The 22,741-nt window shown below is 74.5% G+C and carries 26 protein-coding genes; 3 read left to right on the forward strand and 23 right to left on the reverse strand.

Translation table 11 applies throughout. From position 1 onward, the window contains the following. Positions 1 to 89 (forward strand): integrase core domain-containing protein (locus ASD19_RS14250; RefSeq protein ID WP_156377096.1); only part of this gene is annotated, 89 nt, incomplete at its 5' end. A 10-nt stretch (positions 90 to 99) separates the two neighbouring features. Here ASD19_RS14250 and era read toward each other — a convergent pair. The 8 genes from era to hrcA form a co-directional block, all read right to left on the reverse strand. Beyond that, positions 100 to 996 (reverse strand): GTPase Era, encoded by an 897-nt coding sequence (gene era, locus ASD19_RS03655; protein WP_055988803.1) that lies wholly within the window; start codon positions 994 to 996, stop codon positions 100 to 102. Then, positions 989 to 2,302: a hemolysin family protein gene (locus ASD19_RS03660; RefSeq protein ID WP_055988845.1), complete on the reverse strand. Its 1,314-nt coding sequence runs from the start codon at positions 2,300 to 2,302 to the stop codon at positions 989 to 991. Before ASD19_RS03660 ends, era begins: the two co-directional genes overlap by 8 nt. Before the next feature lie 46 nt (positions 2,303 to 2,348). Continuing rightward, on the reverse strand, positions 2,349 to 2,819 hold the full coding sequence (gene ybeY, locus ASD19_RS03665) for an rRNA maturation RNase YbeY (RefSeq protein ID WP_055988804.1): 471 nt from the start codon (positions 2,817 to 2,819) through the stop codon (positions 2,349 to 2,351). Next, complete coding sequence (locus ASD19_RS03670) at positions 2,813 to 3,856, reverse strand: PhoH family protein (protein WP_235562962.1); 1,044 nt, start codon at positions 3,854 to 3,856, stop codon at positions 2,813 to 2,815. The genes ybeY and ASD19_RS03670 overlap by 7 nt, the downstream gene beginning before the upstream one ends. Before the next feature lie 37 nt (positions 3,857 to 3,893). Then, positions 3,894 to 4,244: an HIT domain-containing protein gene (locus ASD19_RS03675; RefSeq protein ID WP_055988806.1), complete on the reverse strand. Its 351-nt coding sequence runs from the start codon at positions 4,242 to 4,244 to the stop codon at positions 3,894 to 3,896. Between the two features lie 59 nt (positions 4,245 to 4,303). Further along, complete coding sequence (locus tag ASD19_RS03680; RefSeq protein ID WP_055988807.1) at positions 4,304 to 5,035, reverse strand: 16S rRNA (uracil(1498)-N(3))-methyltransferase; 732 nt, start codon at positions 5,033 to 5,035, stop codon at positions 4,304 to 4,306. A 3-nt stretch (positions 5,036 to 5,038) separates the two neighbouring features. After that, the gene (gene dnaJ / locus ASD19_RS03685) at positions 5,039 to 6,151 is read right to left on the reverse strand and encodes a molecular chaperone DnaJ (RefSeq protein WP_055988808.1); all 1,113 of its coding nucleotides are present in this window, start codon (positions 6,149 to 6,151) and stop codon (positions 5,039 to 5,041) included. 62 nt (positions 6,152 to 6,213) lie between these two features. Then, complete coding sequence (gene hrcA, locus ASD19_RS03690; RefSeq protein ID WP_055988809.1) at positions 6,214 to 7,254, reverse strand: heat-inducible transcriptional repressor HrcA; 1,041 nt, start codon at positions 7,252 to 7,254, stop codon at positions 6,214 to 6,216. 153 nt (positions 7,255 to 7,407) lie between these two features. Between hrcA and ASD19_RS03695 the strand changes: the two genes are divergently transcribed. After that, positions 7,408 to 7,731 (forward strand): hypothetical protein, encoded by a 324-nt coding sequence (locus ASD19_RS03695; protein WP_134746440.1) that lies wholly within the window; start codon positions 7,408 to 7,410, stop codon positions 7,729 to 7,731. Positions 7,732 to 7,749: 18 nt separating this feature from the next. Continuing rightward, on the forward strand, positions 7,750 to 8,598 hold the full coding sequence (locus tag ASD19_RS03700) for a hypothetical protein (protein WP_055988811.1): 849 nt from the start codon (positions 7,750 to 7,752) through the stop codon (positions 8,596 to 8,598). Positions 8,599 to 8,610: 12 nt separating this feature from the next. Here ASD19_RS03700 and ASD19_RS03705 read toward each other — a convergent pair whose 3' ends face one another. The 15 genes from ASD19_RS03705 to ASD19_RS03775 all read right to left on the reverse strand — a co-directional run bounded on the left by ASD19_RS03705 (position 8,611) and on the right by ASD19_RS03775 (position 22,700). After that, on the reverse strand, positions 8,611 to 9,081 hold the full coding sequence (locus ASD19_RS03705) for a hypothetical protein (protein ID WP_055988812.1): 471 nt from the start codon (positions 9,079 to 9,081) through the stop codon (positions 8,611 to 8,613). Then, complete coding sequence (locus tag ASD19_RS03710; RefSeq protein ID WP_055988813.1) at positions 9,078 to 9,749, reverse strand: phage tail protein; 672 nt, start codon at positions 9,747 to 9,749, stop codon at positions 9,078 to 9,080. The genes ASD19_RS03705 and ASD19_RS03710 overlap by 4 nt, the downstream gene beginning before the upstream one ends. Further along, positions 9,739 to 12,294 (reverse strand): baseplate J/gp47 family protein, encoded by a 2,556-nt coding sequence (locus tag ASD19_RS03715; RefSeq protein WP_055988814.1) that lies wholly within the window; start codon positions 12,292 to 12,294, stop codon positions 9,739 to 9,741. Before ASD19_RS03715 ends, ASD19_RS03710 begins: the two co-directional genes overlap by 11 nt. Before the next feature lies 1 nt (position 12,295). Then, a complete protein-coding gene (locus ASD19_RS03720; RefSeq protein ID WP_055988815.1) occupies positions 12,296 to 12,742 on the reverse strand; it encodes a GPW/gp25 family protein in 447 nt (148 codons plus the stop codon). Further along, positions 12,739 to 13,083: a hypothetical protein gene (locus tag ASD19_RS03725; RefSeq protein WP_055988816.1), complete on the reverse strand. Its 345-nt coding sequence runs from the start codon at positions 13,081 to 13,083 to the stop codon at positions 12,739 to 12,741. The genes ASD19_RS03720 and ASD19_RS03725 overlap by 4 nt, the downstream gene beginning before the upstream one ends. Positions 13,084 to 13,095: 12 nt before the next feature. Beyond that, complete coding sequence (locus ASD19_RS03730; protein ID WP_055988817.1) at positions 13,096 to 14,640, reverse strand: phage baseplate assembly protein V; 1,545 nt, start codon at positions 14,638 to 14,640, stop codon at positions 13,096 to 13,098. Then, entirely contained in the window at positions 14,637 to 15,449 is an 813-nt protein-coding gene (locus ASD19_RS03735; protein ID WP_055988818.1) for a CIS tube protein, read from the reverse strand. The genes ASD19_RS03730 and ASD19_RS03735 overlap by 4 nt, the downstream gene beginning before the upstream one ends. Further along, on the reverse strand, positions 15,449 to 16,543 hold the full coding sequence (locus ASD19_RS03740) for a hypothetical protein (protein ID WP_055988819.1): 1,095 nt from the start codon (positions 16,541 to 16,543) through the stop codon (positions 15,449 to 15,451). The genes ASD19_RS03735 and ASD19_RS03740 overlap by 1 nt, the downstream gene beginning before the upstream one ends. Further along, complete coding sequence (locus ASD19_RS03745) at positions 16,536 to 17,018, reverse strand: phage tail protein (RefSeq protein WP_055988820.1); 483 nt, start codon at positions 17,016 to 17,018, stop codon at positions 16,536 to 16,538. Before ASD19_RS03745 ends, ASD19_RS03740 begins: the two co-directional genes overlap by 8 nt. Beyond that, positions 17,015 to 18,259 (reverse strand): phage tail sheath family protein, encoded by a 1,245-nt coding sequence (locus ASD19_RS03750; RefSeq protein ID WP_055988821.1) that lies wholly within the window; start codon positions 18,257 to 18,259, stop codon positions 17,015 to 17,017. Before ASD19_RS03750 ends, ASD19_RS03745 begins: the two co-directional genes overlap by 4 nt. 18 nt (positions 18,260 to 18,277) lie before the next feature. Then, positions 18,278 to 18,796, reverse strand: a complete 519-nt coding sequence (locus ASD19_RS03755) for a hypothetical protein (protein WP_055988822.1) — start codon at positions 18,794 to 18,796, stop codon at positions 18,278 to 18,280. Between the two features lie 92 nt (positions 18,797 to 18,888). After that, complete coding sequence (locus ASD19_RS03760; protein ID WP_055988823.1) at positions 18,889 to 19,815, reverse strand: hypothetical protein; 927 nt, start codon at positions 19,813 to 19,815, stop codon at positions 18,889 to 18,891. A gap of 8 nt (positions 19,816 to 19,823) precedes the next feature. Then, positions 19,824 to 20,729: a hypothetical protein gene (locus ASD19_RS03765; RefSeq protein ID WP_055988824.1), complete on the reverse strand. Its 906-nt coding sequence runs from the start codon at positions 20,727 to 20,729 to the stop codon at positions 19,824 to 19,826. Between the two features lie 83 nt (positions 20,730 to 20,812). Further along, positions 20,813 to 22,030, reverse strand: a complete 1,218-nt coding sequence (gene hemW / locus ASD19_RS03770) for a radical SAM family heme chaperone HemW (RefSeq protein ID WP_055988825.1) — start codon at positions 22,028 to 22,030, stop codon at positions 20,813 to 20,815. A 13-nt stretch (positions 22,031 to 22,043) separates the two neighbouring features. Further along, positions 22,044 to 22,700, reverse strand: coding sequence for a DUF1990 family protein (locus tag ASD19_RS03775; protein WP_055988826.1), 657 nt, complete (start codon positions 22,698 to 22,700; stop codon positions 22,044 to 22,046). Positions 22,701 to 22,741: the final 41 nt, after the last annotated feature.

Here is a 22,741-nt window from a genome sequence, read left to right on the forward strand (position 1 = left end):
CGCCCTGGCTCGAGCACTACAACTACGCTCGACCACACACCGCCTGCGGCGGCCGACCCCCGATCAGCCGGGTGTCACCAACCTCATGACCGAGTACACCTAGAACCCCAGGCGGCCCAGCTGCTTGGGGTCGCGCTGCCACTCCTTGGCGACGCGCACGTGGAGCTTCAGGAAGACCCGGGTCCCCACGAGCGGCTCGATCTGCGCGCGGGCGCGCGCGCCGACGTCGCGGAGGCGCGAACCCTTGTGCCCGATGATGATCGCCTTCTGGCTGTCGCGCTCGACCACGACGCTCGCGTGCACGTCGGTCAGGTCGCCGTCCTCGCGCCGCGAGATCTCGTCGACGGTCACCGCGATCGAGTGCGGCAGCTCGTCGCGCACGCCCTCGAGCGCCGCCTCGCGGATGATCTCCGCCACGCGGTCCTCGGTCGACTCGTCGGTCACGACGCCCTCGGGATACAGCGGCGGGCCCTCGGGCATGAGCTGCAGCAGCTCGTCGGTCAGGACGTCGAGCTGGTCGCCCGTGAGCGAGGACAGCGGGATGACAGCGGCCCAGTCCTCGCGCAGCGCGTCCACCTCGATGAGGCGCTCCATGATGTCATCGCGCGAGGCGGCATCCGTCTTCGTCACGATCGCGACCTTCTTGGCGCGCGGGTACCCGTCGAGCGACTCGGCGATGCGGCGGTCGCCCGGTCCCACCTTCTCGGTCGCAGGCGCGCAGAACGCGATCACGTCGACGTCGCCCAGCACCTGCTCCACCAGGTCGTTCAGGCGCTGGCCGAGCAGCGTGCGCGGCTTGTGGATGCCCGGCGTGTCCACGACGACCAGCTGGCCGGTCGGGCGGTTCAGGATGCCGCGGATCGCGCGCCGCGTGGTCTGCGGCTTCTCGCTCGTGATCGCGACCTTCTCGCCGACCAGGGCGTTCATCAGCGTCGACTTGCCGACGTTCGGCCGTCCCACGAACGTCACGAATCCGGACCGGGTCGCGTCAGCCATCGTTGTCTCTCTCCCTGTACTCCTCCATGGCCCGCAGCGCCTCGCCGCGTTCCACGAAGACCGTGTTGATGCCGCGGCCGCGCCCCCGCGACGTGCCGCCCGTGAGCACGATGCCCGCGACCTCGGCGACGTCGCCGGGCTGCGGCACGCGTCCGAGCGCCTTGCCGAGCAGGCCGCCGATCGAGTCCACGTCCTCGTCCTCGAGCTCGACGTCGAACAGGTCGCCGACCTCGTCGAGCGACAGCCGCGAGCTGACGCGGTAGCGACCGGGCGCCACCTCGACGACCTCCTTCGACGGGGCGTCGTACTCGTCTGCGATCTCGCCCACGAGCTCCTCGATGAGGTCCTCGAGCGTGACGAGCCCCGCGATGCCGCCGTACTCGTCCACGACGAGGCACACGTGCACGGCGTCCCGCTTCATCTGCTGCAGCAGGGTCTCGGCGCGCATCTGCTCGGGCACGAACACGGCCGGGCGGGCGATCGCCCGGATGCCGGACTCGCGCCACGCGCCCGAGTCGGGCAGGCCCGCGGCGTCGCGGAAGCCGAACTGCACGACGTCCTTCAGGTACAGCACGCCGATGATGTCGTCGACCTCGCCGTCGACGACCGGCATGCGCGAGATGCCGCGATCGAGGAAGATCCGCATGGCGTCGCGGATCGTGGCGTCCGCCTCGACCGTGACCATCTCGGTGCGCGGCACCATGACGGCGCGCACGACCTGGTCCGTGAAGTCGAACACCGAGTGGATGAGCGCGCGGTCGTCGGCCTCGATGACGTCCTGCGACGCGGCCTCGTCGACGATGCTGAGGAGCTGCTCCTCGGACTCGAAGCTGCGGCGCCCGCCGCCGGGCGTGACGCGGCTGCCGAACGCCGCGAGGGCGGTCGAGATCGGGCCCAGCACGATCATGGCCCCGCGGACGAGGGGCGCCAGGAGCGGGAGCAGCGTGGACGCGTACCGGCGCCCGAACGACGCGGGGCTCGAGGACACCGCGACGTAGGAGACCCCCGTCATGATGAGCGCCGCGACCAGCAGCGCCCACCAGATGCTGTCGAGGAGCAGTGCGAAGGCGGCGGTGACGAGCACCGCCGCGGCCGTCTCGGCGAACACCCGCACGAACACGACGACGCCGGCGTGGCGATCCGGATCCGCCGCGATGCGCCCGAGGGCCCGGGCGTTCCGTCCCTCCGCCGCGAGGTCGACGAGGTCGCCGCGGGACGTCACCCCGAGCGCCGCGTCGACGGCCGACATCACGCCCGCCAGCAGGATGAGCAGGAACGCGGCGCCGATCAGCAGCGCGGCGAGCAGGCCGACGAGATCGGGACTGAGTGCGTCGGTCATTCGGGCGCGTCGGTCACTTCGCGCCGCGGCGGCGCTCGGAGGCGGCGAACGCCGCGATGAGCTCGCGCTGCAGGCCGAACATCTCGCGCTCCTCGTCCGGCTCGGCATGGTCGTAGCCGAGAAGGTGGAGCAGGCCGTGCGTGGTGAGCAGGATCAGCTCGTCCATCGTCGAGTGGCCGGCGGTCTCGGCCTGCGCCTCCGCGACCTGCGGGCACAGCACGATGTCGCCGAGCAGCCCGGGCGGCGTGGGCTGGTCCTCGGTGCCCGGCCGCAGCTCGTCCATCGGGAAGCTCAGCACGTCGGTCGGGCCCGGCTCGTCCATCCACTGCAGGTGCAGCTGCTCCATGGCGCCCTCGTCCACCAGGACGATCGCGACGTCCGCGTCGGGCGACACGTGCAGCGCGGCCAGGTTCTCCTGCGTGAGGCGCAGCAGCACCGACTCGTCGATCTCGACGGCGGACTCGTTGTTGATGTCGATCACGATCGTCCTCGCTTGGGCATGCGGTCTCGGGGGCCGGTCGCCCGCGAGGCCTTCGGGAAGTTCGCGGCGCGTCGCTCGGCCCGGTTGGCGAACTCCGCGGCCTCGTCGCGCTCGTGACGCGCGGCGAGGCGGCGCTCGTCGTACTCGCTGTACGCGTCCACGATGCGGCCCACCAGCGAGTGCCGCACCACGTCGTCGCTCGTCAGGCGCGCGAAGTGGATGTCGTCGATCCCCTCCAGCACGCGCGTCACGAGGCGCAGGCCCGACGCGCCCTGCGGCAGGTCGACCTGGGTGATGTCGCCGGTGACGACCATCTTGGTGCCGAAGCCGAGACGCGTCAGGAACATCTTCATCTGCTCGGGCGTGGTGTTCTGCGCCTCGTCGAGCACGACGAACGAGTTGTTGAGCGTGCGGCCGCGCATGTACGCGAGCGGCGCGACCTCGATCGTGCCCGTCGCCATGAGCTTGGGCACGAGCTCGGGGTCCATCATCTCGTTGAGCGCGTCGTACAGCGGGCGCAGGTACGGGTCGATCTTGTCGGTGAGGGTGCCGGGCAGGAAGCCGAGCCGCTCGCCCGCCTCGACCGCCGGGCGGGTCAGGATGATCCGGTCGACCTCGCGCCGCTGCAGCGCCTGCACGGCCTTCGCCATCGCCAGGTAGGTCTTGCCCGTTCCGGCGGGGCCGATCCCGAACACGATCGTGTTCTGATCGATCGCGTCGATGTAGTCCTTCTGCCCCACGGTCTTGGGCCGGATGGTCTTGCCGCGGCTCGACAGGATCGCCTCGCCCATGACCTCGCTCGGCCGCGGGCCGGACTCGTCGCGCATCATGCGCGCCGAGCTCGCCACGTCGGCCTCGCCGAGCGCATGCCCGGCCTTGGTCATCTGGAGCAGCTCGTCGACCAGCGCGCGCGCCGCGCGCACGTCGCCCTCCGCCCCGCGCAGCGTGATCTCATTGCCGCGCACGTGGACGTCGACATCCGGGTGCGCGCTCTCGACCATCCGGAGCAGGCGGTCCTGCGGGCCGAGCAGCTGCACCATCGCGACTCCGTCGGCGGTCACGGTCTCCGTGTGAAGCTCACTCACCGACGAGGCTTCTCTCTCCCAGGCCGCCCGCGAGCACGTGCGCATGGACGTGGAACACGGTCTGGCCCGCGCCCGATCCGGAGTTGAACAGCAGACGGAAGTCGCCGTCGGCGTGCTCGGATGCGAGGCCCTTCGCCACGGACACCATCTCGGCCAGCAGCTCGGGGTCCCCCGCGGCGAGCTCCGCGACGTCGCGGTACTCCTGCGTCTTCGGGATCACCAGCAGGTGCAGCGGCGCCTGCGGCGCGATGTCCTTGATGGCGAAGACCCGCTCGGTCTCGGCCACGATCTCGCCGGGGATGTCGCCCTGCAGGATGCGGGTGAAGATCGAGGGATCGCTCATGGACCTCAGTCTATGCGCGCGCCCCTCACCCGACCCGGGGGCTTGACCCGCGTCGCGGGTCACCAGCGGCCCAGGCGCGCGTTCACGAGCGCGAGCGCCGCGGGCCCGGCGGTGGACGTGCGCAGCACCGTGTCGCCGAGCCGGACGCGCACGGCGCCGGCGGTCCCCAGGCGGTCCAGCTCCTCCGGGGAGATGCCGCCCTCGGGACCGACCACGAGCACGATGGATGCGGCGTCTCCGAGATCCACCGCCGTCAGAGGGGTCTCGGCGGTGGGCTCGAGGACCAGGACGCGCTCGCCGGCCGCGCGCGCCGCGAGGGCCGCGGTCGTCGCGACCGGCACGACCTCCGGCAGCCACGCGCGGTGGGCCTGCTTGGCCGCCTCGCGCACGATGGCGGCCCAGCGGACGCGCCCCTTCTCGGCCTTGGGCCCCTCCCAGCGCGACACGCTGCGGGCGGCCTGCCACGGCACGATCTCGTCGGCGCCCAGCTCGGTCGCGGCCTGGACCGCGAGCTCGTCGCGGTCCCCCTTCGCCAGGGCCTGCGCCAGCACGAGGCGCGGCCGCGGCGCGTCCTCGTCGCGGCGGGCGGTGATCCGGACGACGACCTCCCGCGGCTCGACGCTCTCGGCCTCGCCCTCGAGCCACGCGCCCCGGCCGTCCGTCACGGTGACCGCCTCGCCGACGCGCACGCGGCGCACGGCGGCGGCGTGATGCGCCTCGGCGCCCGTCAGCGTGACCGCGTCGCCGACGCGGGCGGCCCCGGCTGTCTCGTCTATGAAGTGCAGGGCCACGCGTCAGCCCCGGAACCGGTCGCGCAGCTTGGAGAACAGGCCCTGCTGGAACTCCGCCAGGCGCGGCTTCGGCGCCTTGGTGCGCTTCGCGAGCTCCTCCACCAGCGCCCGCTCCTTGGCGTCCAGTCGCGTCGGCGTGACGACGTGGATGCCGACCCGCAGGTCGCCGCGCTGCGAGGACCGGAGCCCAGTGATGCCGCGGTTCTTGACCGTCAGCACCTCGCCGGCCTGGATGCCGGGCCGCAGCTCGAGGTCGACCGGGCCGTCCAGCGCCTCGATCGTCGTGGTGGTGCCCAGGATGGCGTCGGTCATCGACACCTCGAGCGTCGCCAGCAGGTCGTCGCCGTCGCGGCTGAAGACCGGGTGCGGCGACACCTGGACCTCGATGTAGAGGTCGCCGTTGGGGCCGCCCGCCGGGCCGACCTCGCCCGAGCCGGGCAGCTGCAGGCGCAGGCCGGTCTCGACGCCGGCCGGGATGTCGACCGACACGGTGCGGCGCGAGCGCACCCGGCCCTGGCCGTGGCAGGTCGTGCACGGGTCGGGGATGGTCGTGCCGTAGCCCTGGCACGCGCCGCACGGCTGCTGCGTCACGACGTTGCCGAGGAGGCTGCGCACCTGGCGCTGGATGAAGCCCGAGCCGCCGCAGATCTCGCAGCGCGCCAGGCCCGTGCCCGGCTGGCAGCACGAGCCCTGGCACGTCTCGCACAGCACGGCCGTGTCGACCTCGAGGTCCCGGTGCGCGCCGAAGACGACGTCGCCGAGATCGAGCGTGACGCGCACGAGCGCGTCCTGGCCGCGCTCGCGGCGCGACCGGGGGCGTCCCGCGCGGCCGCCGCCGGCGCCCGCGCCGAAGAACGTCTCGAAGATGTCGCTGAAGCCGCCGAACCCGCCCGCGCCTCCGAACGGGCTCTCGTCGCCGCCCATGTCGTAGCGGCGGCGCTTCTCGTCGTCGCTCAGCACCTCGTACGCGTGCGTCACGAGCTTGAAGCGCTCCGCGGCGTCCTCGCTGGGGTTGACGTCGGGATGCAGCTGGCGCGCCAGCTTGCGATACGCCTTCCTGATCTCGTCGGACGTCGCCTCGCGCGACACCCCGAGCACCTCGTAGTGGTCAGCCACACTCGCCTTTCATGGTCGCGCGCCGTCTGCCGCGCGCTCCCGCGTGATGAAATCGGCGCCGCCTAGCGGCGGCCCTCGTCCTCGTCCAGCAGCCGCGACAGGTACCGCGCCACCGCGCGGGCCGCCGACAGGTTGCTGGGGTAGTCCATGCGCGTCGGGCCCATCAGCCCCACGCGCGCGCGGCCCACGCCCGCGTCGTAGTCGCTCGCGATGATCGACGCCTCGGGCAGCCCGAACTCGTCGTTCTCGCGGCCGATGCTCGCCGACAGGCCGTGCTCGTCCGCGACCATCTCCGACATCAGCCGCAGCAGCGTGACCTGCTCCTCGATCGCCTCGAGCAGCGGGTGGATGCTGCCGCGGAAGTCCTGCTCGCGCTTGGCGAGGGTCGCCGCCCCGGCCATCACGAGTCGGTTCTGGCGGAACTCGTCGAGCTCCTCGCCCACGACGGCCGCGAGCGACAGCAGCGCGTCGTCGCGGCGGCCGCGGTCCGCCGGCGCCGCGGCCCGCAGCGCCTCGATCCGCTCGGACGCGTCGCGCACCGAGCGCCCCGTGACGAGCGACGCGAGCTGCGCGCGCAGCACCGCGACGTCGTCCTCGTGCACACCGCCCGGCGTCGCCGTGAGGCGCTGCGAGACCCGGCCCGTGTCGGTCACGATGATCACGAGCATCCGGATGTCGCCGAGCCGCACCAGCTCCACGTGCGTGACGTTCGCGGACGCGAAGGACGGGTACTGCACGAGCGCGACCTGACCCGTCAGCTGCGTGAGCACGCGCACGGTGCGCGACAGCAGGTCGTCCAGGTCCGAGGGGTCGGCCAGGAACGTCGAGATGGCCGAGCGCTGCGCCTGGGACAGCGGCCGCAGCTCGGCCAGGTGGTCGACGAAGACGCGGTAGCCCTTGTCGGTCGGCACGCGGCCCGACGAGGTGTGGGGAGCGGTGATCAGCTCCTCGTCCTCGAGCAGCGCCATGTCGTTGCGGATGGTGGCCGCGGAGACGCCGAACGCGTGGCGCTCGACGATCGACTTGCTGCCCACCGGCTCGTGCGTGTCGACGTAGTCCTGCACGATGGCGCGGAGCACCTTCAGCCCACGTTCCGTGACCATGCCGCACCTCCCCGACGTCTCCTGGCACTCGCTCGTTCTGAGTGCCAATTCTAGCGAGGATCCACCCGGATGACGCCGAAGGCGCTGCGAGCGCCGCGCGTCTCCGGCGCACACGGCGGGTATCAGCGGGGCGCGGCGCGGGCTCCTCAGAGCATGAACACCACGCTGAACGGCATCACCGGCAATCCCACCGTCAAGCTCGTGCTCACGATCGCGGGCTACATCCTGGGCGTCGCGGCGGGCGTCACCGCCGTCGTCGTCGGGATCATGCGCTCCGAGGCCGGCTTCATCGTCATCGGCGTCGCCTTCCTCGCCGCCGTCGCGGTCGCCTTCATCGCGGGCGCCACCGCGACGCCGCACGCGTCGCTCCAGCCCTCGTACGGCGGAAAGTTCGTGCCGCCCGACTGGGCCTGGTACGTCGCGGCGGGCATCCTCGTCGTCGGCCTCGTGGCCGGCGGCATCCTGCTGGCACTCTGAGAGACCGCGCGGCGCCCCGTGGACAGCCTGCGCAGGTGGGCGCTGTGGGTCGCCGTCGCGGCGATCCTGCTGGCGGTGCTCGCCTGCGTCGGCGCGGGGGTCGTCGTGTCGCCGCCACCCCTGGGCGAGCGCATCGCGGCGCTCGCCCAGCCGGGCGCGTCGCTGCCCGAGGGGGTGGACGCGGGCGACGTCGCGGCCATCGCCGAGGACGGCGCGTTCGGAGCGGAGGCCGAGGACCCGCCGGGCCTCGGCATCCCGTTCCTGGCGCTGCCGCTCGCGCTGACGCTGCTGATGGTGGGGATCATGGCCCTGCCGCTGCTGATCGGGCACCGCGCGGGCGCGCTCGTGAACGGCATCGCGAGCCTCGTGGGCGGCCTCGGCGCCGCGGTCGCCGGCGTGCTGCTGGCCCTGCTCGCCTTCGCCGCCCTCACCACGATGGTGGCGCTGTTCCTGGCGGCCCCCTTCGGCACGCTCGCCTACCTCGCGGTGTTCGGGTTCTTCGATGTCGGCGCGTCGGCGGCGATCCTGGGGGCGGCCCTGGTACTGCAGCTCGCCGCCGTCGCATTCCTCATCGTGGCGCAGCCGCGCATGCTCGGCAGCAAGCGGATGGTGTTCTTCCTGCTGCTGGTCCTTCTCCTCACGCTCCTGACGATGGTGCTGCACTCGGTCGTCCCGGGGATCGTGGTGAGCATCGCCGACGCGCTCGCCGCGCTCATCACCGCGGTGGTCGGCGCCGTGTGGGGGTTCCTCGTGCTCATCGGCGGCGTCGTCGCCGTCCTGAAGCAGCTGAGCCTGGGCCGCCAGGGCGGCGGGGCCCTGCGCGAGCGCGACGCGGGGACCGCCACGGTTCCCACCGCCGGCGCGTGATGCAGAGCGCGGTCACCCGGCATCCTCGGGCGGGAGCACCCGCACCACGCATTCGCCCGCCACGGCGGTGCACACGAGCATGAGCGTGCTCTCGTCGTCGTACACGGGGACGGCGACCGGCCTCGCGCACGACAGGTCGGCGGCGTCGACCTCCTGCTCCGGGTAGTCGGCGCCCCTCGTCCTCACGATCACGTCGCCGGGCGTCTCGGTGCAGAGCAGGATCCGCGCCGGGTCGGGCACCGCCGCACTGCAGGCGCTCGCCGCCGGCACGACGAGCGCCTCCAGATCCGCGCGGGCGCACGGCGCGTCCGCGACGTCCTCGAACGACAGGGGCCGGCTCAGGTCGAGCCAGCCGAGCGATCCCTCCACGCCGCCGCGCGCGTCGTCGGGCGATGCCGGGGGTTTCAGCGCGCCGTAGAACAGCACGAGCCCGGCCGCCACGACCAGGGCGACCAGCACCACGACGAGCGCCTTCACGTTCATCCCGGCGGCTCCCCCGCCGCGGGCGGCTCGGCGCCGGGGAGCAAGGGCTCCGGCGACGAGGGCGGCGCGCCGACGGGCAGCGTCGGCGGTGCCTCGGGGGCCGCGGGCTCGTCACCCGGCTCCGGATGGGCGTCGGCAGAGCCCGGACCGGGGTCCGCGAACACGAGCTCGACCGTGACGTGCGCCGGCTTCTCCTGCGCCACGATCCGCCGCGCGAGCGCCAGGTGCGGGGCCGCCTCTCGCGGCAGGACGACCCGCGCGTGGAACAGCCGGGGCGCACCGGACTCGTCGGCCGCGGCCTCGTCTACGCGGACGCCCGAGACGCCGAGCGCCCACTCGAGCGCCTCCCGCAGCCCCTCCGCGGTCCCGCGCCGTCGCGACAGGCGCGGCGCCGCGGCGATCACCTGCCGGAGGCGCCCGACGCCCGTGTCGAACTCGCCCGAGGCGTCGTCGATCCAGCGCGCGAGGTCGACCCAGTGCGCCAGGAACGGCACGAACCGGTCGGGTGCGCGCTGCGGGTCGAAGTGCGACGGCAGGTCGGCGAGCACGTCCTCGACGGGCGCGTGCAGCTCGGCCATCACGTCGACGAGGGCCGCGATCGGCGTGCCCGGCACGATCGTGCGCCGGTGGACCTCGGGAAGGAGCCGCCCGATCCTCTCAGCCCGCATCGCCGTACCCCACGTCGATCTCGTGCGCGCCGGGGGCGAAAAGCCAGTTCGGCGGCAGGGCGACCTCGTCGGACAGCTCTGCCGGCGCGGCCGGTCGCCAGGTGCGGCCGTCGGAGCTTCGGAACAGGCCTGCGGGGCCGCCCGTCAGCACGAGCGGCGGCACCGCGTCCCCTGCGGCCACGCTGCGCAGCGCCTGGAACGCGCCGGTCTCGCGGAGCGGCAGGCCGCAGTCGCGCGTCGGGGTTCTCCAGACGCCGTTCGCCTGCCGCGGGTTCGCGACCGTCACGCCGGCGCGCTCGGTGGCGGCCAGGACGGTGTCGCCGATGAACGCGACGTCCCGGCAGCTGCCGCCCGTCCAGTTCGCCCCCACGGGGCCCCAGCCCTGCGCGTCGAGCTCGGTGCCGTGCAGCTCGACGCGGAACACGCCTGCGCCCTCCTCGTCGCCGGTCGCGTACGCGCCGGCCACGAGCACGCGCCGGTTGGAGAGCTCCAGCGTGCGCAGCACGCGGATGTCCTGCCCCGTCAGACCGGTCTGCGTGAACGTCCCCGGACGCCCCTCGTCGAACGACAGGTACACGCCCTTGAGCTCCTGCGCGGCCGCCGCGACCCGCAGCTCGCCGGAGGGATCGACGACGGTCGTCACCGCGTAGAAGCCCAGGCCCGCGTCCTCCCCGACGACGAGCAGGCGGTCGCCCACCGCGCCCTCGCGCAGCGGCTGCCGGAACAGGCCGGCGTCCGTGGCGAGGAACGTATGCGGCGCGCCGTCGATCAGCGCGAGCGCGACGTCCTCCACATGGAACTCGAACTGGGCGATCCGGCTCCAGGTCTCGCCGTAGTCGGCCGAGGCGTGGACCACGCTGGACTCGGTGTCCCCGACCCGCGTGCAGGCCACGACCCACCCGGGTGCCTCGCGCAGCACGCCGATCCGCTCGACGACCTCTCCCTCGATGCGCGCCACCGCGACCCAGCCGCGCGCGTCGTCCACCGTGCGGAACACGCGCGCGCCGCCGCCCGCGTACCAGGTGCGCGGATGATTCGGATCGCGCACGGTCGCCGACACGGCGTCGGGCACCTCGTCGACGACCAGCCGGACGTCGGACACGTAGCGCACGCCCCGCTCGCCCTGCAGCGCGTCGTAGACCCGCGCGACCCGCAGGTGCTCGCCGAAGGGCCATCCGCCCGCACCGTCGAGCGGCACGGGCGAGAGCATCCGGTCGAGCCGGTCGCGGAGCCGGCGCTCGACCGCGACGCGGTCCTCGGCGCGGTGCACCACCACGGAGGCCCGCACCCGGATGGGCATGAGACCCGCCCATCGCACGCGCACGCGCGTGCCGATCGGCTGACGGGCGTGCAGCGCCTCCTCCAGCCGCTCCAGCACCTGCGCGCTCATCCGCGCCTCCAGCACGTCGGGGGCGAAGGAGCCGCCCTCGAGGCCCGGCACCACGTACACCTGGACCTCGCCGGGCGGGGCGCCCGTCCACGCCTCGGCGCGCGTCACGGCGCGAGCGCGCGACACGCCGCCGTGCGCGGCCACGGCGAACTGCTCGTAGTCGCGCCCCGTCACGACGCGGTCCAGCGTGTGCAGCGACTGGGGTCCGCGGATCATCGCGTTCTCGAGCGTCTCGCGGTCCCGTCCGCCGGTGGCGCCTCTGGGGTTGGTGACCGACACCCCCGGCATCGCGTCCTTGAGGACGGTCAGAGTGCCGGCGGCGACGTTGCCGTTCGCGCCCCCGCCGCGGCGGTACCAGGCGACGATGCGGCGGCCAGCGGCGGGCACCGCCGCCAGGGCCACGGGCTGCGCGGCGAGGCCGCCGCCGGGATCGGCGTGCGCCGCGGGCGCGAACGCGATCACGCCCTCGGCGCGGTCGACCACGTAGAGGTGGCGCTCGTCGTCCGGTCCCGGGGGCGCGCCGAAGTGCTCGGTCTCGGTCCAGATCCGATAGGTGACGCCGCCGGATTCGCGGGCCGGCTCCCGGTTGCCGAGCTCGTCCGGCTCGGCCTCGACCCCCACGACCAGGTCGAGCACGTCGCCGGTCGCGAGCGAGATCGGCGGGCGCGCCACCCGTGCGGACTGCCCAGGGCGGCCGTTCCCCACGCCGAGCGGCTCGGCCTCGACGATCTCGCCGGCGTGCGCGCGCACCATGGCCGTCCGCGACCCGGCCGCGATGCGCGCGTCCTCGGCGGTCGCGAAGACCGGCGAGTCCGCGCCGGAGCGCGCGGTCGTCACGCGGCTGCCGCGCGGGATCACCACGTCCGTCGCCGCGGCGGCCGCGAGTGAGAACTCCAGGTCCACGCTCGCCGCGGCCGGCGGCATGACCTTGACGCCGATGAGGTCGAGGAACTGCACGAAGGCCTTCTCCGGGAGGCGGTTGACGCGATAGATCAGCGTGTCGGTGAGGTAGGCGAACACCTCGAGCAGGGTGACGCCGGGATCGCCGGGCGACAGATCCGTCCACTCGGGGCTGCGCGCCTCGATCAGCGCCTTGGCGTCGGCGAGGAGCCGGGCGAAGTCCCGGTCGTCCAGGTTCGGAATGGGAAGAGCCATGTCACTCAGCCCCCTGCAGCGGGATCGAGGCGACCAGCCGGCCGGCCGGGCCGCCGAGCCTCGGGCGGTAGTCGAGCACGACCTCCAGGCGGTCGGGTGCGTCCGGCGCCGGGCCGGCGTCGAGACCGAGCACGACGACGCGGGGCTCGAAGCGCTCGACCGCGCGCCGCACGTAGTGGATCGCCAGGCCCGCCGTGGTGTCGTCGTTCGGCCAGAACACAAGCCGCGCCAGCTCGCACCCGTAGTCCGGGCGCATGACGCGCTCGCCGGGCACGGTGGAGAGCAGCAGGATGAGCGACTGCCGGACGGCGTCCGCGCCCCGCACGAGCTCCACCCTGCCGGTGTCGGCGATCGTCAGCCCGCCCGGACCGCGACCGGAGTCGGGATGGGCGAAGCGCCATCCGGTCGTGACGGGCGGCGTCCGCCTGACGGGGGCCCGGGTGCTCATGGCATCTCCGACACCAGGAGCTGCCCGGGATGCTCGACCCGGTACCGCACCCCACCCTGCGGGGTGCCGTCGGTCGTGCCCGCGAGATCCGCCCGGATGACCGGCCGCCCCGCGATGGTGACGAACCCGGACCGGCCGGTCTGCACATCGAACGTCGTGGTGCACGGCTTGATGCCGACGTTCACGTTCGGGCATCCGCCGATCGGCCGCCGCAACGGCTCGTCGCCCGTCACCACGGGCCGGGCCCCGACGAACACGAAGTCCTCGCCGGCGATCATCGCCACACGGCCGAGCTTGTGGTCGCACCTCACATCGGCATCCGCCGTCACCCAGAACCACATGTCATCCCCCGCTCACGCCCGCTCCAGCTCGATCCGTCCGGCGCGCAGTCGCAGCAGCCGGCCGGGCGCCTCCAGGACGAGGTCGCCGGCGGCATGGACGACCACGCCCGTGTCGGTGAGGGCGACGCGGCTGCCTGCGGCGTTCGCGAGCGCGAGCGCGTCCCCGTCCGCGCTCAGGCGCAGCGACTGGCCGGACGGCAGCCGCATCCCGTACGCGCCGACGGCTCCGCCGACGACGCCGACGCCCGGCTCGCCGCCGTCGCTCGTGCGCAGCCCTCCGAGGACGACGCCCCTGCCCGGGTCGCCCGCCTCGTGCGCGACGAGCACGCTGTCGCCCACGTCCGGCTGCAGCGCCAGGCCCTTCCCCTCGCCCGCGCCCAGTGCGAGCACCGGCAGCCATTCGGATTCGAGGCCGTCGAACGCCGGCAGCGTCACCCGCACGCGGCCCCGCGCCTCGGGATCGTCGACGCGCAGCACCTGAGCCGCGGTCAGCGTCATGGCGCCGCGCGGCGGCCGCCCGCCGGCGGGTCCGAGGGCCCGCAGGTGCGCGGGCGGCTCCGACGTGACCGTGCACGTGTACCCGCCCGACGCGTCGATCACGTGGTCCGCGGCCAGCAGCACGAAGTCCCCGGTAGCGCCGGGCGTGAGTCCCGCGAGGCGCAGCACGCTGCCCGGGCCGAGCTCTGGATGACCCTCGACGACCGCACGCACGACGCGCGCCGATGCGCCGTCCTCGGCGGCGAGTCCCCGGGCGAGCGCCTCGAGCTCGTCGGCCCCGGATGCCACGGCGCCGCCCCGCACGGCGTCGCGAGCGTCGGGGTCGTCGACGCCCGAGTCGGCCGAGCCGTCCGACACCTCCCCCGTGACCGGATCCCACCCCACCACGCGCCAGCCGGAGCGATGCGCGAGCGCGCTGTCGGTGACCACCGCCTCGATCAGCCCGTCGCCGTACGCAGCGCGCGCCTCGTGCCCGATCCCGGATCCGTCGAACAGGCGCAGGGTGCCGCCCGCGGCGTCCACCTGCCACCACAGCCCCGCCTCGCGCGTCAGTCGCGTGAGCATCTCCAGCGCGGACCGCCCGTCGCGCAGCAGCCGCGGCAGGCGCGGGCCCTGCGCGTCGGCGGCGACGGACAGGCCCGCGGGCTCAGCGAGCTCGCGCACGAGCTCGGCGAGGGACACGTCGACGTGCGCGCGCAGCTGCGAGTCGCCGCGCAGCCGGTGGGCGGCGTCCTGGCAGCGGGCGGTCATCGCCACGGTGCCGTCCGCGCGGAACGCGCGATCCAGCACGACGACGTCGCCGGTGAACAGCGGGACGGCGTGCCCCTCGACCGCAACGTCGAGGCCGGCACCAGGCGTCAGAGCCGATTCGAGCGCGGCGGGGTCCACCGGGTCCTCGAACACGAGCGCGCACGCGGCCGGCGCGCTCGCCTCGCGCCGGACGCGCACCGAGGTCAGCCGGGCGACCCGGTCGACGTCGAGCTCCGCGCCGTCCACGCGCACGCGCACGCCCGGGATGACCGCCGGGGCGGGCGCGACGAGGTCGATCGTGTCGGTCATGGCCGCTCCCCCGTCGAGACCTGCTCCGGCGCGGGCGGGACGATGAGCTCCCTGCCCGGCTCGGGCCACACCACGTCGTCGAGGCCGTTCACGTCGGCGATCCAGCGCCACAGCGCGGCCCGGCCCCCGAACCAGCGCGCCGCCAGCTCGGCGAGCGTCTCGCCGCCGCTCGGGGCGCCGTCGTCGCCCGGCCCGGCTCCGATGACCGTGTGGACCGCGGCGGGCGCGGCGGCCGCGACAGCAGCGGCCGCCGCATCGGGGATGTCCGCGGCGGGAGGCGTCTCGGGAGCCGGCGGATTCGGATCCGGCACGCGCACGAGCCGCAGGCTCATCCACGAGCGTCCCGGCGTGCCGTTGCGGTCGAACCTCTCGAACCGCTCGGCCACGGCCTCGACGACGGCGAGGACGTTCCAGCTCTTGCCGAGCACCATGCGCACGTGCGGCACGCCGCGCCCGGAGGGATCGCTGTTCTCCGCGAGCTGCCAGAGCGCGCGGGTGTAGTCCCGCACGTCCGCGCGCACGGCGGCCGGTGGCGGCGCACCGCCGTCCGCCCCGGAGGCGGCGGGAGCCGGCGGCGCGAGCGGAGGGGGCACCAGGTCGACGTCGAACAGCAGCTGCAGGTCGAGCTCGGTCCGCCCGCCGCCGGTGTGCAGCAGCGGGGAGTCGCTGAGGGCGGCACCGGACACGACCCCCGAGCCGCCGCGCCGCGGGGCGAGGCCGGCGACGCGCCGCTGCACGACGTGCTCCGGGTTGAGCATGCACGTCACGCGTGCGCCGGTCTGCTCGTCGATGAACGCCACGCGCTCCATCACGTCCTCCGCTGCTCGGCCACGAGCGGGTCGGCGGACGCATCGCCTGCCCAGCCCCATTGCGCCGCCCACCCGGCGGCGTGGTCGGCGAGGGCGCCGTCCCGCGGCGACCGGTCGGCGGGGCGCGGCGGCAGCTCCGGCCACGGCGCGGCGCCCACGCCCGCGTATGCCCCGCGCCCGCGCGCCCCGGCCTCGGGGCCGGAGTCAGGCCGGTCCGCCCGCCGCGGGAGCGCGCGGGGCGCGGACGACGCGCCGGGTGCGGCATCGAGCACCGGGAACGGGTGCCGCTCCGGCGCCGGCGACGGAGACGTCGCCGGCTCCCCCGGGCGCTGCCCGCGCGACCGCGTCTCCAGCGGCGTCGGCCGGGGGCTCGCGGGCGTCATCCTGTCGTCGCTCGCGCGCTGCGGGGTCTCCGGCCCATCCTGCGGCACGGCGGGAACAGGCGCGGGGCCGCTGAGGACGCGGTTCGTCGCACCCGGCTCGGGGAACGGCACGGTGCTCGGCTCCCGGCGTACGCGCTGCTCCACGCGGACCCCCGCCGGCCGCGCGGCCGCCGGCGAGGAGGGGGCGTGCTCGGGTGCCGAGGGCGGGTGTGCCGCGGTCGGCGTCGCCGCGCGGAACGCCACGTGAGGCGCGCCGGAGGGTTCCGCGGGGGACTCCCCGGCCGCCTCCGCCGTCGCGGGCGCGGGAGCCGCCGGGGCGCCGGGTGCCCTCGGCCGCGCGGGCGGATCGACGTGCGTCACAGCGACCCTTCCGTGAGCCTCCGTGCGCTCCGTCTCGCCGCGCACGCGGGCGCCGGGGCCGGGGCCGGGGCCGGGGCCGGCAGCGGGTTCCGCCGCCGCCGGATCCCCGGCCTCGAACGCGAACCACTCGGGATCGCGCGCCGCGACGTACGCGGCGATGTCGGGATCCGCCCCCGCGAGGTGCGGGTCGTCCGGCGGCGCGCCCCGAGGGGCGGCCGGCCGCGGACCGGCGCCCAGTCGGGCGGGCGGGTCGCGGCGGACGAGCGCGCGCCACACGCCGGCGAGCGCCTGCCGCACCCGCCGCAGCACGCCCGCGGCGCCCCGACGCGCGGGGCCGTGCCGGTCAGCCATCGCGCGAGCCCACCCTCTCGATCGACTCGTACTTCAGCCCGAACTCCTGGATGTAGACCTCGCGGGCGGTCGCCCGGAGGTCGGCGCCCAGGAACCGCACGGGCAGGGCCTGGTCCAGGTCCAGCTGCATGACCGGCGTCGTGCCCCGAGAGTCGAGGAGGATGATCGACACCGGCAGGCGCCGGATCTCCCCCGCGACCGTCGCCATGAACCAGTCCCACAGCTCGGTCGACCGGGTGAGGCCCTGGCGCAGCGTGATCTCGCCGTACGTCGTGATGGTCGGGATGTGGTGCACGACCTGCGCCTGCCCCGCCTCCCGGTACTCGACCGTGTCGATGGTCACCTGAGGCCCGGAGCACTCGGTGAAGTGCCCGACCGCCATCCCGCTGATCATGAGCTTGAAGTTGTAGGCGCCGAACGGGTCGGTCCACTGGGTCTTCGCGGACGCCGAGGGCGCCGCCGTCGCATCGCTCACTGTGCTTCCTCTCCTCCGGCGGCCGCGTACTGGCTCACCTTGAACACGATGAATTCGGCGGGTTTGACCGGCGCCATCCCGATGAGGGCGGTGACGATGCCGGCGTCGATGTTCTCCTGCGGGTTGGTCTCGGCGTCGCACTTGACGAAGAACGCCTCGCGCTCGGTCGCGCCCAGCAGCGCGCCGTCGCGCCACAGCCGGCGCAGGAAGGCCCGGATGTCACGCCGGATCGCGTTCCACAGGACCTGGTCGTTGGGCTCGAACACCACCCATCCGGTGCCCTGCTGGATCGACTCCTCGGCGAAGGCGAACAGCCGGCGCACCGGCAGGTACCGCCACTCGCTCGAGCCGCCGGCGAGGGTGCGCGCGCCCCAGATCCGGATGCTCCCCAGGATGCTGCGGATCGCGTTGACGCCCGCGCTGTTGAGCAGCCCCTGCTCGCTCGGGGTGAGCGCCCGCGTCAGGTCGAGCGCGCCGCGCACGGTCTCGTTCGCGGGCGCCTTGTGCACCCCGCGGCTGCCGTCGGTGCGCGCCCACACGCCGGCCACGTGGCCGGACGGCGGGGCGTCGACGAGCGCGCCCGTGAGCGGATCCAGGACGCGGATCCACGGGAAGTAGACGGCACCCCACTCGGACTGGCGCGGCGCGGCCCCGTCGCCCGACGCCCGAGGCTTCGGCGGCGACGCGGCCTCGCCCGAGTCGGCGTCACCCGCCTCCGCGTCCGACGCCGAGCCGCCCGACGCGGAGGCACCGGGCGAGCGCGGCTTCGCCGGACGGGTCAGCGCGTTCAGGTCGGCGACGTCCGCCGGGGCGTCCAGCACCGCCACGCGGTCGCGCATGAGCTCGCAGTGACTGAGGACCGCGTCGAACGACCCGGCGTCCGTCATCCCCGGAGCCGCCACGATCGCGATCTCGTCGATGTGCTCCAGCGCCGAGATCCCGGGGCTGTCGGCGGTGCCGCCCACGGTGCCGTCGGGCCCGACGTTGAGCACGTAGCAGCGGTCCCCGCCGTTCAGGAAGAACCCGTGGACCGCGAGCGTGAGCGCGCTGCTGGGCCCGTCCCCGCCGAACACGCTGGTGTACTGGGTCCAGTTGTTCACGGCGGTGGGGACGCCCACCGGCGCATCCGGGTCCGTGACGAACCCGACGAAGGCGGCCACCTGGGTGCCCACCCCCTCGATGGGGCGTGCACCGCCCATGATCTCCTCGACGTAGACGCCCGGAGTGAGGTACTGGGGCATGACGGTCCTTTCTCGGCACTATCCGACGGGCGCCGTGCCCGAGCGGAGTGGGGCCTCCCGGCCCCGGGGATCGGCCGGCATCGGCACGAGGTCGGCATGCAGCGGCTCGCGCACGGGCGGCGCGGCGGCGCGTTCGATCAGGCGTCGCACGGGCACCTGCAGGATGAAGGCCGGCTGCGGCGGGCGCCCGAGGGCCCGCCACAGACCCGGGTCGACCGGACCGGGCTCGAGCCGCCACGGGACGTCGGTCTGGGCCGCGAGGGCGAGGGCGACGGCGGCTCGCGCGGAGTCGTAGGCGTTCCGGCCGACGACGGTGACGAGCACGTCGAGAGTCACCTCGGCGCTCGAGATGTGCCGGAGCACCGGCCCGGTCGCGGGTGCGAGCGCGATCGAGAGCGGACGCAGCAGCACGGCTCCGCCCGCCGCGGCGTCGCCCTCGTCGAACACCACCGGCAGGCCGGTCGCCTCCGCCGCCCAGCGCTCGACCGGTTCGAGCGCGGCGACCAGGTCCGCGCCGAGCTGCTCGCTCGCGCTCATGCCCGCCCCCCTTCGGCACCGCACGGCGGGTCGCCGCGCACCCTGAAGGAGGCGCACCCGCCGACGGAGATACCGTCCTGCGGGAGAAACGCCTACTCGCCGCGGGCCCACACGGTGGCCGCGATCACGTGCACGCTGCTGCCCGCCTCGGTCGGGCGGACCTCCAGGAGCGCGCGGCGCTGCTGATCCGTCAGGTCGACGCAGACATAGGTGGTCTCGTCCGCCGGGATGGGCAGCGGCTGGCCCTGGGTGTAGTCCGTGGCCGCCTCGCAGGCCTCGAAGGTCGGGTCGGGCACGACGGCCAGCCGGGCGGAGAAGTACCCCACCGCGTTCAGGAAGCCCGAGCTGTGGAACTCACCGGAGAACGACAGATCGGCACCGGTCACGTCCACGGCCGCGTCCACGCTCCGTCCGGCGTCCAGATCGTACGAGAGACCTCCGTACGCCTCGAACTCATACGCGGCGAACACCTCGTGCTCGATCACGGGAGGGCCCGTGGTCGCCGCGGGCGTCGGCTCCGGCGCGGGCTCCTCGCGCGTGAGCCACCAGATCAGCGCTGCGCCCGCCGCGAGCAGCGCCGCCGCCACGACGACGATCCACCACGGGAACCGGCGGCGGGCTCGCTCGGGCACGGTGAAAGCCACGGTGGGGCCGGACACCACCTGATCCGGCGACTCCTCCAGGGCCGCGCCGATCGTGAAGGTCCCGGGCCCGGCAGGCGCGTCATCCGGGACGGCCACGGTCACGTCGACCGTCGTGGTCCCGGCGGTCGGCAGCGCCCGCTCGGCCTCCCCGACGATCGAGAACCAGCGCTCCTCCGTGCCGGCCCCGGCGCGCACGATCAGACGCGCCTTCACGGGGCGCCTCGTGACGTTCGACACGGTGAAGGATCCCGTTCCGCGCCGGGCGGCGTCGATCGCCACCTGCGTCGGACCCGCGACCGAGAACGGCGGCGCGGATGACGGCGCGGGCCCGTCGGGGCCGAAGTCTCCCGGTCCCGGAGTCGGAGCATCGGACATTCCGCTCCTCACTCCCACACCGTGACCGCGATCTCGCGCGGCTCGCCGGCGCCCGTCGGTCCCACCTCGAGCACGGCGGCGTGGCCGCCGGTCGTGAACGTGCACACGTAGCTGGTCGGCCAGCCGTCCTGGATCTCGACGGAGTCCCGGAGCATCACGTCGCGGCACAGGTCGAATCGCGGCTCCCCGATGAACTCGACGCCGCGCATCAGCCCGTAGACGAACGTGGGGTGAGAGAAGGCGAGGAACGAGAAGTCGTTGTCGGTGAGCAGGATGTCCGGCTCGCCGTCCTCGTCGAGGTCGGCGTACACCGGCGTGGTGTCCTGCACCACGGTCGTCTGGAGGATCACGGCCGGCCCGGTCGGCACGGGCGTCGGGGTCGGGGTCTCGCTCGGGCTCGGGGTCGGCGAGGGGCCGGGACCGACGGCCTCCGGGCGCGTCAGCATCCAGATCAGGATGCCGCCGCCCGCGAGCACGACGAGCGCCACCGCCGCGACGATCACGATCCACCAGGGGAAGCGCCGCCTGCCTGCCGGTGCGACGGCGAGCGCGACCGTGGGCCCCGGCACCACCTGATCGGGCGACTCCTCGAGCGCGGCGCCGAGCGTGAACGCGCGGGCGCCCTCGGGGGCGTCCGCCGGCACGGCCACGTCGACGTCGACCGTGGTGGTGCCGGCCAGCGGCAGGGAGCGCTCCGCGTCGCCCGCGATCGTGAACCAGCCCGCGGCCGCGTCGGGCCCGGGCGTCACGATCAGGCGGGCCCGGACGGGACGTCCCGACACGTTCGAGACCGTGAACGAGGCCCTGCCGCGGCGTCCGCCGTCGAGGGCCAGCTGCGTGGGACCCGCCACGACGAACGGGGGCGTCGCGCCGGCCGCGGGGGCGGTGGGGCCGAAGCCGTCGTCGGGCGTCATGGTGTCCCCCTTCGCGGCGGCATGGCCGCCGCCGCCTCTGCAGAAGGGAGCCGCGGCCGCACCGCGTGATACACCCGGGCGCTTCAGGCGGTCAGCGCGCGCACGACGGCGTCCGCCAGGAGGCGCCCCTGGAGCGTCAGGACGACACGCCCCCGCACGGCCGCCGCTCCGTCGACCAGGCCGTCGGCTACCAGGCCGGCGACGGCCCGCCGCGCGTCGTCTCCGAGCGCCGCGATCGGGAGCCCCTCGCGGATGCGGCTCTCGAGCAGCACGCGCTCGAGCGCGCGGGCGTCGGCATCCGGCGTCTCGCGTCCCGCCGCGGGCGACTCGCCGAGCGCGAGGCGCTGCGCGTAGGCGGCGGGGTGCTTCACGTTCCACCACCGCATGCCGCCGACATGGCTGTGGGCGCCGGGACCGAAGCCCCACCAGTCGGTGCCACGCCAGTAGGCGAGGTTGTGACGGGAGCGGTGCTCCTCGCCGCGCGACCAGTTGCTGATCTCGTACCACTCGAAGCCGGCGGCGGCGAGCCGCGCATCCGCCAGCTCGTACATGTCGGCCTGCAGGTCGTCGTCGGGCGCCGGGACCTCGCCGCGCCGGATCTGGCGCGCCAGCTTGGTGCCGTCCTCGATGATCAGGGCGTACGCCGAGAGGTGATCGGACTCGAGGGCGAGCGCCGCGTCGAGCGAGGCCTCCCAGTCGGCGAGCGACTCGCCGGGCGCGCCGTAGATCAGGTCGACGCTCACGTCGAGGCCGGCGTCGCGCGCCGCGTCGACCGCCGTGCGGACGTTGGACGGCGTGTGGGTGCGATCGAGCGCGGCGAGGACGTGCGGCACGGCGGACTGCATGCCGACGGACATCCGGGTCACGCCTGCGTCGGCGAGCTCCCGGGCGACGTCCGGCGTGACCGTGTCGGGATTCGCCTCCACCGTCACCTCCGCGTCCTCCGCGATCCCGAACGCGTCGCGCACGCCGTCGAGCATTCGGGCGAGGTCGCCGGCGGGAAGCAGCGTGGGCGTGCCGCCGCCGAAGAACACCGTGCGCGCGGGCCGCAGCCCGCCCGCCTCGAGGAGCACGTCGCGGCTCAGCGCGACCTCGCGCAGCAGCGTGTCGGCGTACTCGTCCTGGCGGGCGCCGCGCAGCTCGCCCGACGTGTAGGTGTTGAAGTCGCAGTACCCGCACCGCACGCGGCAGAACGGCACGTGCAGGTAGACACCGAAGTCGACGTCCGGGTCGGCGCGGACGCCCTCGGGAAGGCGCCCGTCGGCGGGAGCCGGGTCGCCGAGCGGCAGCGGACCGGCCATCAGGATCGGCCCATCAGGAGCCGGGCGTGGCGAACAGCGGCGAGATGGCGCGGAGGTACCCCGCGAACAGCACGCGGCGGCGACGGCGCACGAACCCGCGGAACATCCGGTAGAGCAGACCCACGGGGCGGTCGAACGCCTTGACCGTGAACCACACCTCGTCGTTGTCGCGCCACTCGATCATGAACGACTCCTCGCCGCTGACCATCGAGCCGCCGACCGTGCCGAGCGCGAACCCGATGCGGCGCGGCTCCTCGATCACGAAGATGACCCGCAGCTCGGCGTCGGCGCGCATGCCCTCGACCCGTCCGTGCACGCGCAGCGTGGTGCCCGGTCCGGCCCACGGCGTGCCTTCGGCGTCGTAGCGCTGGTCGGCCTCGAGCTTCGAGGGCGTCACGGGGTTGCCCTCGCCGTCGAAGCTGACGCCGGAGTACGCGGGGCCGGGCGCCGGGCGGACGTCCGTGACCTTCAGGCCCGCCCCCTTGAGCGCGCCCCACGACAGCAGCGCCTCGCCGGCGGTGCGGAAGCGGTCCTCGCCGCTGCCGATGCGCCACGAATCGGCCGCCGGGATGCTGTGCTCCGGCGGGTACTGCAGCAGGTCCTGCGCCTGCGTGGCGCCGACCGCCGCATAGTCGACCGTCTCGTCGTCCTGGAACGTTCCGCGACGCATGCGGGTCAGCCTACTTCCTTCGCCTGGGTCCCCCTGGGGAA

Origin of the sequence: Microbacterium sp. Root53, assembly GCF_001426925.1 — a bacterium.
GTDB lineage: Bacteria > Actinomycetota > Actinomycetes > Actinomycetales > Microbacteriaceae > Microbacterium.